This is a genomic window from Ginsengibacter sp., from assembly GCF_057362405.1.
On record NZ_JBMQQG010000078.1, the window covers coordinates 37415 to 48887 of the forward strand.

The window sequence follows — 11473 nt, forward strand, 5'->3', positions numbered from 1 at the left end:
GAGGGGAGCACTTCTAACCTGAAAGGTTTGCATTTTTGTCGTTAACATTTCTGCAGCTCGTCTTATTCACAAATGCGTTTGGCTGGTATTGTAGCCTGTAATATTGGTATTTTGCCTAAGGCTAAAGGCCTGAATCGTTTCCCGGGATGCACTACACCCGTATTCGTCGTATCCAAAGAAAACGGCAGATCCATTAAAACCTGCTGAGTTGGAGTTTCCGAAAAAATGGGCGTCGGAAATAATCTTAATCAACGATTAGTAAAACAAATTTAATTTTGTAGTCCAAGTAAAGTTTTAGCTAGCCCTAATCATTTATCAAACGTGAAATTTGGTTCATTAACATCATGTGCGGGAATCTATTTATTGATATTAATAAATAATTTTGGTTGAGGTTGTTGAAACTAATAAATTTACAACTCAATATCTATTATTAAGCCACTCCCTTAGATGCTTATATTACCAATGTTTTTTAAGATCGTCTTGATACCATTTGGATTCGAATCAGAATCTGAATTGAGAAAATGTTGCCCTGGAAAGGTTTACGGATGTTTTTTATTTGGCTAAAACCTCGTATTGCTGAGGAACTTGGTCGATTAAAAAAAAGGCCCGACGCCTAAATGAATAAAACAAACTTTATTAGCTGATGTAGCCATCAGCAATTCTTTTTCAATGAATATCAATCGGCTTGTGATTGAAAGTATTTGCTGAAAATAAGTTTGAATCATCAAATTTGATTCTTTGTCCAATCCTCCTTGAAACCAAAAGGCTTACAACAGTGACTGCAAAGATTAAATATGATAGAAGCATATAAAAATCCTTTCACAGGCTCGTTTAACCAATTATTATTAAATTATTCAAATCATAAGTCTAAATGAGAAAAAAAGTTACTTTCAGAATTAATAAGAAAACTTGCATCTTTTTAGTCACTTGTTTGCTTTCAGTGCAAAGCATGCGTGCGCAGCAAACACAGATTACAGATTATGTAATTTTTGGGGGCAAGAGTGCGGCGGGTCAAACGATACCCTCTTCTCCGGGTTATGGAGTTCAGATAGGATCTTCCTGCAATATCAGTGGAAATGTAATTAAAGGTTCCGTTGGAAGCTACGATCTTGTGCAATCAACCGGAAACCTGGCCATTGGAACCAGTGATTTACCCTTCGACATCTTTAGTGGCGGTACTATTCAACTTGCGAATAGCAACGTAGTCACCGGAAGGCTGTCCGCAGCAGGTTCAACAGGAACGGCTGTTTCGGTTGGTTCAAGTGCCACTATCGGAGGAAACATCGATGCCAATGGAAATATCATAATTGGCGGGGGAACTGTATCGGGCGTGGTTACCCATCCATCCGGAACAATATACTCTGGTCCAACTCCTGGCGGTGGAGAAATTCTGGGTACACCGAATCTTCCGGTTCTTCCTGCTATGCCCGTCATAAATGCGTTTCCGGTCGTTGGAACTACTAATATCAACGGCACAAAGAAAATTACTTACGGGTCTTATGGAGATGTTACCCTGTCCGGCAATAAAACACTTACACTTTCGGGAACAGGGGTATATGTTTTTAAGTCAATCAAAAACTCTGGAACCACCAATAATTTTGTTTTTGATTTTAAAAATGACGCAACAGGTACTATCAAAATTTATGTATATGGTGATGTGGATTTAAACAAAGTGCAGGCAAGCATAATAAATGGGGGAAGCGAGTCAAGAATCTATCTTGAAACACACGGAACCGGTTCTACGTCTCCCGATAAAACGGTTTCGTTTAATATCGCTAACGGATCATCAGGACAGGATTCAAAATGGCTGGGCTCCGTTTGGGCGCCTTACGCCGCTATCAACATTGGCTCTGGAACGGGTTCTTCTAATATAGTGGGTGCTCTTTGGAGTGGTACTCAGGTTATTTTACAAAGTAATATTTCGGTGATCTTTTCGCCTTTTAGTTTTTGTACTGCGCCGACTGCAAATGCAGGTGTTGATAAAGCATTAGATGTAAATTCACAGGCTCTGCTAACGGGAACTACAACGTCATCTGACGTTTCTTTTAGCTGGCGGGCAATCAATGGCGGAATAATCAGTACGCCAACAAATCAGGCCTCGGTTATTGCATCAGCTGCCGGCACTTATATTTTTACCGTAAAAGCCTCGGCCGGTTGCTCAACATCGGATACGGCGATTGTGACCAGCAAATTAAGAAGTGTCATTGGTTCTGAATTGCAGTCGATCTACGATAATTATAATCCTGGCGTGCCGGCACAGCCGTCTCCATTTTTCGTAATAAGCCCTGACGGTTATGTAACGATAGATGTAATTGCAGACGCAGGCTACTATAATACCGTGTTGAGCCTGTTGCAAACGGCTCCTTATGGGTTAAAGGATATTATTACTAACGGCGTCAGCAACTTCATCATCTCAGGAAGATTTCCGATCATCAACTTACCTAAGCTGAATCTATTAGGTGATATCATTAATTACTGTCGACCGTACTACCAGGCTGTTATTAATAGTGGCATTGTTTCATCGGCGGGCGATACTAGCATGAGAACTAATCTTGTTCGAAGTGGGTATAGTATAAATGGCGCTGGCGTTAAAATAGGCGTCATATCAAATAGTTTTGCCACTATCGGCAACGGTTCAACTGCAACACTCCCTTTGCAACCGACTATTATTCCGCCATATTCAACAAATCCATTGGGATCATTGAATCCTTCACCGCAAACTTTCACTACAAATACTCTTTCACAGGATATTACAAATGACGATCTTCCCGGCCCGGGAAATCCCAAAGGATTTACTACGCCGGTAACTGTTTTGCAGGATTTCCCTATCGAGCAGTCGGACGAGGGCAGGGCTATGTTGCAGATAATACATGATGTGGCTCCTGGCTCCCAGCTTTATTTTCGTACCGGATTTTTTAGTCCCGGTGACTTTGCCGTTGGGATCAAGCAATTAAAAGCCCAGGGATGTAACGTAATTGTAGATGATGTTACTTTTATTACTGAGCCTTTTCTACAAGATGGAATTGTGGCCAAAACCGTTGATACGGTTACAACACAGGGAGTTTCCTATTTTTCTGCCGCTGGCAATTTTGCAAACAGATCTTATGAAGCGGCCTTTAGGCCAGCTGATGCTACTGCTATTGGATTTCCAGGTAAAAAAGCACATGATTTCTCCGGAAGTGGTGATTTATTTCAAAAAGTACGCCTTGCTCCGGGCAATTATACCTTTGTTTTTCAATGGGTGGATAGCATATATTCCAACGCACAAAGCGGTGGAACAAAAAATGATATGGATATTTACCTGACTAAAAACACTGATGGCACTGGTTTGATTGGTTATAACAGGGATAATTCCAATGGCGATCCAATTGAATTTATTCCCATTACAATTAGCGGCACAGATTCGATTGATTATAATATTCTCATTGTAAACAATACCACGACCAGTAATCCTTCGCGTATGAAATATGTTGTTTTTAGCGGAGGTATACGGATCATGGAATACAATGTGGGCACCTCAACGCTTGTGGGCCAGGCAAATGCAGACAGCGCTATCGCAGTTGGCGCAGCCAGGTACAATTATGTTCCCGGTTATATCAATCATCCGCCAGCCGGTTATCCAATTGCGGTACCCAACAATTCTGCTAATCCAGCTACCAACCTGACTCAGCCTCAAATCGAAACCTTCTCTTCTTTAGGAGGAACGGAAACTAATGGGGTGGTGCGAAATAAGCCAGACTTTGTTGCGCCCGACGGTGTTAAAACCACGGTTAAGCTGGGCCAGGATTATCCCGACTGGGCACTTAATGGGTACTCGAATTTCTTTGGAACTTCGGCGGCTGCACCACATGCTGCTGCTGTGGCCGCATTAATTATGCAGGGAAGAAAAAAATTCTTGAACCAGGCAACAACCGCTTCTTCCCAGATGAGGACGTTGTTGCAAACAACTGCTACCAGCATGAGACCTCCGGGCCTTGTTGGATACGATTACAATTCAGGCTACGGATTGATAAATGCAGATTTAGCGATGCGGACGTTTGCAGCACCAACTCCGGAAATAGATTCCCTAATAATTCCCGTAACAACTCCTGCTACCATGCCAGGTGATAGCCCGTTCACCCTGGAGATCAAAGGCCAAAATCTAAGTTCTAATTCTCAAGTTTATTATAATGATTCTGTCCTCACTTCAACAAACGTACTTTCCAACAATCTAATCACAGCCGTTATTCCGGCCTTTGACGACAACCCGATTATAAGAGTTTATACACCGCCGATGACGGTGAATGGTGATGGAGGGTTTTCAAATAGCTTATCATTCTTCCAAGGCAGCATAGAAGTTAGTACAGATACAATAAAGAAAAAGTATGGCGAGCAACTTCCAAAGTTCGATACACTGATAACCATTAATGGGGTTCGGTTACAGGATACTACCTTATCGCTGGCGGCCATCGGGCTTAGTAAACTTACATTAACAACAGCGGCAACCGCAAACAGCGACGTGGGTACCTACCTCGTTACAATATCCGGAAATTTCAACCTGTCTGATCCTGGTGACTTAGCCTTCCTGGCAAAATATCACTATAAGTTCAATACGGGAATTGTTACAATTAGTAAGATGCCATTGAAAGTAACCCCGGGTAACCAAATTATTCAGTATGGTCAATATCCCGGCAAAGTGATATTTAATTACGATTATGACAGAAGCAAGGTACCAAATCCCGCACACCTGGATAGTCTTATCAAAGCTTTTCACCAGGCTTATCTGCCCGATAACGCACTGGCGGTAGTAAAGGATTTTTCAAAGACACAATCCGATGGTTCAGTTCTTACCGTAGCTGACCTTGCAAACATGAACATGATTGCCAGTTTCAAGGCGGTAAACAATTCACGCAAATTCCAGCTCGACAATAATAACTACCTGATTCCATCAGCAAATCAAAATAGTTTCAATAATCAATACCTTGTTGATATTGCGTCTGAGTCCATTTTTAATTACAAAAAAAATCCGTCAACCGGAAAATTTTTCCAAGTATATCCGGGCGTTAATTCAAAGGCGTTATTAAGTGCGTCTTCATTAACTAACAACACGGGAAAGGTCTCAGTGAATGGTTCATTGGTGCAGATGGTTAATGGCTCGTTGGTTCAAATGGTGAACGGCACCACGGGATCTTTAGTACCTATAGTTAATGGTTCCTTGGTACAAATTGTGAACGGCAGCCTGGTGCAACTGGTAAACGGAATACCGACGCCTATTCCGAATTCTTCCTTGGTGCAGTTAGTTAACGGCAGCCTGGTGCAATTGGTGAATGGCGTGTTTACAGCTATACCGAACGGATCGCTGGTGCAATTGGTTAATGGTTCGTTGGTGCAGATGGTTAATGGTTCATTAGTTCAATTGGTGAATGGATCCCTGGTGCAGTTGGTAAACGGGGAATATGTTCCCATTCAAAATAGTTCATTGGTACAACTCGTCAACGGCTCGCTGGTTCAGTTTGTCAATGGGGTATATTCTCCATTGCCAAATGGTTCCCTGGTACAATTGGTAAACGGTTCATTGGTGCAACTCGTGAACGGTTCTCTTGTGCAATTGGTAAATGGCGACGGATCTACTGTGACTCCAATCATAAACGGTTCACTCGTTCAGCTAGTAAATGGCTCGCTGGTTCAGTTGGTTAACGGCGTTGCGAAGCCGATATTAAATGGATCACTAGTGCAATTGGTAAACGGCTCGCTGGTGCAAATGGTAAATGGTTCATTGGTGCAGTTAGTAAATGGCTCGCTGGTACAATTGGTGAACGGATCCCTGGTGCAATTAGTAAATGGCTCCCTGGTGCAGCTGGTAAATAGTGAAGTTATAGGAGCGACTTCTTCCAGTAACAACACCGCCGAGATTATTGACACATCCGATGTTGATCTTCAAACCAATTGGATCGGTCCTATGTTTGGTATTAATATGATTACCGGACTTAACCCCGGACAGCAATCATTAATCCCAGGTGTTTTGGTTAATTCGAATTTTGACATAAGTTACGGGCTGGGTTCAGTAACGATTAAGCCAGATACCATTACGGTTACCGCAAAAGATACATCAAGACAATACGGAAATGTAAATCCCGCCTTTGCGGTAACGTATAGCGGTTTTGTAGATGGGGATAGTTTGCAAAACAGCATTACCGGTGTTCCGTCAATTACTACCACAGCCACATCTACGAGCCCGGTTGGTTCTTACCCGATTATAGCAGCAATCGGTACACTTGCCTCATCTAAATACGCCTTTAAGTTTATAAATGGAACACTAACGGTAACGAATAACCCATGTTTATTAAGTCACGGTACATTTACGAATTTCAGTAATACCACTACAAAAGCTACAAGCTTATGGTTGAATGTCGAGACTAAAATCAGTGGCCAGCTTATTAACAATGGCGATTACCTTCTGTTCACGGCAGGCACATTTACTTTAAATAATGTTAAATCGAATCCATTAGTAAAGGGCCTATCTATACCGGATGGCAGAATCATCGCAGATAATACGGTTTTAGCACCTGTCACAAGTTTTGATGCGACCGATAATTTATGGATTACCAAAGTTCCTGTCGGTTTTAGCAGCACCTCTAATATTTTTATTACCGGTGCAATCATTAACTCGTCAAACGGTTTTGTAAAGAACGGAGGTAACACCAGTTCTGACCTTAGTGGAATATTTTACACCAATCAAAATTATAGTGACCAGTGGGGATATGGTATGGCAGCTTATCAACCCCAATTTAATTATTCTTCTATTGCGGGACCTGGAATAGTAACGTCTGTTAAGGGAGACTATCCAACAGGAACGCCAACTTCGCAAATACAAAATTTAGTAAGTGGGGGTAGCGGTAATGGAGGAAACAGTTATAGTGGGAGCACCAGTTCATACGATAACTTTACAGCCTGTCCTATACCGGCAGATTATCCTTTTAAAGGGATGACTGTTGCTATAGCCGGCTTCAATTCTTCTTTATCTCAACAGGTTCAAATTGCTAATAGCCTGACAACGGGCACAATTCAGATAATTCCCAACCCCGCATCCAATTATATAACGGTATCTTTCGTTCCGGTGAGAACAGGCAACTCTAAAATTACTCTTTATAGTATCGATGGAAAGATGGTTTATGAATCTGAAAATGGTGTGTACCAGGCGGGCAAAAATTACATTAAAAGAATCGATGTAAGTAAGTATACCAGTGGCATATACCTGGTACAAATTTCAAATGGAGACAAGGTGTTAAGCAAGAAACTTATCATCACTCGTTGAGTTTTATGTTTACCCTGATATTTTTGCCCTAAATTCGGGTAAAATTGTGCTTATGAATTTGAAAACGGTGAAGTTGTTGTGTTTATTCATAGGACTTTCTATTGTTACTTATTCGCAGTCACCGGAAGATTCTATAACAGGCAACAAGACAGATACAGCTGCTGTCAACAATTTGCTGCGACAAAGCAAGGGACATTTTTCTGACAATCCGGAATTGGCCATCAGTTTGGCGAACCAGGCAAAAGACCTTGCAGAAAAAATAGATTTCGGGGAAGGGAAAGCATTCGCTTTGAAAAATGTCGGAATGGGATATTATTACCAGGGTAAATATCTTGAGGCCCTTCAAAACTGGAATGGATCATTGGAGGCATTTGAACAAATAAAAGATGAAACGGGGGAGGCCAACTTATTAAACAATATTGCAGCTATTTATGCTCAACAGGGCGATGACGAAAAGGGCCTGGAATATTCGTTGAAATCATTAGCGATTTCGGAGAAATTGAAAGATAAACTTCGGATACTTTCTGCCCTGAATACGGTGGGCAGCATTTACTATAACAAGAAAGCCACGTGGGATAAAGCCCTGAATTACTTATTGCAGGCTTTGCCTTATTGTGAGCAATTAGGTGACAATGATGCCTTAGGTACTATATCTGAAAATATAGGGGAAATCTATTTTGAGAAGAATGATTATGCCAACGCGGTAAATTATTTTGAAAAATCTATAAAGGCACTCGGCAACTCGCCTAATAGTTCCTTTGCGTATACCGGTATAGGAAAGGTTTATCTGCAAAAAGGAGATATTACAACAGCCCTGAGCTATAACAATAAAGCACTTGCCATCGCAGAAAAATTTAATAGTAAGCCTAATATTGTGCGTGCGCTTCAGGGTATTGCCAACATATTTGTTGTTCAAAAAAATTATTCGACCGCTTTGGAATATTTGAACAGGGCGAACGCTATTGCGGCAGAAATAAATGCTGCTCCGGACCTTAAGGACATTTACCGTGACAAGGCGGTAGCCTTTGCGAATATATCGGACTTTAAAAATGCTTATAAGTACCGAACGCTTTACGCGGACATAAAGGATACTTTGTACAATATTGAGACAGACAAAAAGTTAGGAAGCCTGCAATTTGAATTTGATCTTGAAAAGAAACAAAGCCAGATAAATCTGCTAACAAAGGACAAGGCTTTAACTGCATTGGAGCTGCAACGACAAAAGTTCGCCAAAAATGCATTTATGATTGGACTAGGACTGGCATTTATGATTGCCTTGCTCGTATTTAGAAGCTATCTTATTAAGAAGAGAACCAACAAAATTTTGGATCAACAAAAGGCTGAGATTGAAAGTTTATTACTGAACATATTACCAGCAGAAGTTGCAAAAGAACTGCAGGTAAAAGGCTATGCTGAACCAAAATATTACGAATCGGTTGCAGTAATGTTTACGGACTTTAAAGGATTTACACTTATAGCAGATAAAATGTCGCCGCAGGACCTGCTGGAAGAATTGAATGTGTGTTTCCTCGCATTCGATGGAATTATAGAAAAATATAACCTCGAAAAAATAAAAACGATCGGCGACTCGTACATGTGCGCTGGAGGCATCCCTACTCTCAACGAACTTCACGTTGAAAATGTGGTTCATGCCAGCCTGGAAATTAGAGACTTTATTTTAAGCTTTAATCAAAAAAGAATTCAGTCCGGGTTGCAGCCCTGGGATATGAGGATCGGTATTCATGTTGGCCCCGTTGTAGCAGGCGTAGTTGGCAAGAAAAAGTATGTGTACGACATTTGGGGCAGTACCGTTAATATTGCGAGCCGAATGGAAACTAATGGCGTACCTGGGCAGGTGAATATTTCATCTGCAACCTATGAGCTAATCAAAGACAAATTTACCTGCGGACACCGCGGGAAAATATACGCCAAAAACATTGGAGAAATTGATATGTATTTTGTAGAAGAGAAGATACTGTCTCTTGAAATAAATAAATCCGAAAATGCTTTTAATGTTGATAAGAAAAATCCTGTTTCATACAATTAACAGCAAGAATTTTACCACTTCATATCCCTTCTAATATTTTCGATCTTGAAAATACCTGGAAAATAAACCCGAACAAAATAACCAACAACGCTCCGATAACGTTCAACCACAAAAAAGAAATAACATCAGCTTTGTAGATAATAATGATAAAGATTTCTGAAACAACTGATGAGTAAAAAGTAGCGTTCGCTTTAATTTGTTTAAACCAAAAAGCTACGAGAAAAATACCAAGTATGACCCCATAAAACAGGGAGCCAAGAATATTTACGGTTTCAATCAGGCTGTTGCCGAGGTTACTTGCAAATTCTGCGACAGCTATACTAAAGAGCCCCCAGGCCAGTGTATATAATTTTGAAAGCCGGTAATCCTGGCCTTGCGTTAGGTCTCTCCTTACAAATCTTTTATGAATGTCCACAACCGTACAGGATGCCAATGCATTTAATGCTGCAGCAATACTTCCCCATGCCGATAAGAAAATGATTGCTATCAGTAAACCGATAAGTCCTTTGGGTAAATAATCCAGCACAAACCTTAGAAAGATGTAATTGGTGTCGTTTATTTCCTGGCCAGGTAAAGCTTTTGATAAAATATTTTTATACGCGGTTTTTATGGTTGCTTTTTCAGCGTTATCATCGGGCTGCACTTTTGCATATTTCATCTCAAGTGCTACAAAAGAATCTTTATACGATGTTTTTTTAGCGAGTTCAATTTGTGTTTCATTAAAATAAATCGGCGCTTTATGAAACTGGTAAAATGAGAACACCATCACGCCCAGCAAAAGAATTAAAAATTGCATGGGAACCTTCACGATGCCATTCATTAATAATCCCATCTTACCTTGTCGATTATTCTTTGCCGTTAGATACCGGCCAACCTGGCTCTGATCAGTTCCAAAGTAAGACAGCGCTAAAAAAAATCCACCGATTATTCCGCTCCAGATGTTGTATTTGTCTTTCCAGTCAAACCCTTTAGCAGTTCTCCCAGTAGTTATAATATTCATCTTTCCATTTTTGCCACCAATATGCAAAGCATCGATGAAACCGGTACCGGAGGGCATAAGGTGAACAACAAGGTATCCTGCTAAAAACATACCGGCAAATACTATTATCAATTGTAATTTCTGAGTATGAGCTACTGCCCTTGCGCCACCGCTAACCGTATAAATTATCAAAAGGCCGCCCATAACAATATTGGTAAAATAAATATTCCATCCGAGCAGGGAGCTCAATATTATTGAAGGAGCATAGATACTAATGCCTGTTGAAAGACCTCGTGATATTTGAAAAAGAAATGAAGTGAGCGTTCGCGTTTTAAGATCAAACCGTTTCTCTAAAAATTCATAAGCGGTATACACTTTCAGTTTATTAAAAACCGGCACAAAAACAATGCATATAACGATCATGGCTAAAGGCAGACCGAAATAATATTGCACGAAACGCATGCCATCGGTATAAGCCTGGCCCGGTGCGCTTAAGAAAGTAATGGCGCTGGCCTGGGTTCCCATAATACTCAACAACACAAGATACCACGGCATATCGCGGTTGCTTAAAAAATATCCATCAAGGTTTTTGGTGGTGCGGCTTTTATAAACCCCATAAATAATAATGGAAGAAAGTGAAACAATCAATACTATCCAATCAATACTACTCATACTGCATGCAGCTTATGAAGAATTTAATTTTATTAGGAATATCCCACAAAAAACAAAGAGGCAAGTGCTTTGCGGTCTTAGTGTTTGTGGGATAAAACAATTACCTGCCGTTAAAATAAACTGAAAGAAAATAATACAATACAATCTGAAATAAAAGGAATACGAGTACAATAGCGTACCATCTGTTCCAGTATTTTTTTTCAGAAGAAATCATATCAGCAATTTTAATTTATGATTTGGTTCTTATTTATTTTTTGGTAGTGCAATTAGATTTGCCAGCAACCTGTAAGCTCCCGGAACACCCGCAGGTAATTGGCGAAAGAAAACAAGACTCGCGTACACGAAATTTCCTTTGCCATATTTTGCAATGGCAAGGCTACCGTTAGTTTCATTCTCGTCTGTATCATGCATGCCTAAAGGTGTTTCGTAATGCGGATCCAGCGTGGTTGCCTGGTAAGTACTTCTTTCCTGCACCCAGCCT

General features: G+C 40.6%; 4 protein-coding genes. 2 read left to right on the forward strand and 2 right to left on the reverse strand.

Translation table 11 applies throughout. From position 1 onward, the window contains the following. Positions 1–871: 871 nt before the first annotated feature. Together ACO1O5_RS06910 and ACO1O5_RS06915 are read left to right on the forward strand one after the other, a co-directional pair. Positions 872–7294, forward strand: a complete 6423-nt coding sequence (locus ACO1O5_RS06910) for an MBG domain-containing protein (protein ID WP_486269105.1) — start codon at positions 872–874, stop codon at positions 7292–7294. Between the two features lie 52 nt (positions 7295–7346). Further along, the gene (locus ACO1O5_RS06915) at positions 7347–9341 is read left to right on the forward strand and encodes an adenylate/guanylate cyclase domain-containing protein (RefSeq protein WP_486269106.1); all 1995 of its coding nucleotides are present in this window, start codon (positions 7347–7349) and stop codon (positions 9339–9341) included. A 19-nt stretch (positions 9342–9360) separates the two neighbouring features. On the opposite strand, the gene ACO1O5_RS06920 is transcribed toward ACO1O5_RS06915, so the two are convergent. Continuing rightward, a complete protein-coding gene (locus tag ACO1O5_RS06920) occupies positions 9361–10992 on the reverse strand; it encodes a sodium:solute symporter family protein (RefSeq protein ID WP_486269107.1) in 1632 nt (543 codons plus the stop codon). Positions 10993–11235: 243 nt separating this feature from the next. Further along, a partial coding sequence (locus ACO1O5_RS06925; RefSeq protein ID WP_486269108.1) for a hypothetical protein occupies positions 11236–11473 on the reverse strand: 238 nt, incomplete at its 5' end.

What these genes read in the sequence shown, in the direction of transcription:
- ACO1O5_RS06910 (WP_486269105.1), top strand. Translation starts at nt 872, where the DNA reads ATGAGAAAAAAAGTTACTTTCAGAATTAATAAGAAAACTTGCATCTTT.
- ACO1O5_RS06915 (WP_486269106.1), top strand. Translation starts at nt 7,347, where the DNA reads ATGAATTTGAAAACGGTGAAGTTGTTGTGTTTATTCATAGGACTTTCT.
- ACO1O5_RS06920 (WP_486269107.1), bottom strand. Translation starts at nt 10,992, where the DNA reads ATGAGTAGTATTGATTGGATAGTATTGATTGTTTCACTTTCTTCCATT.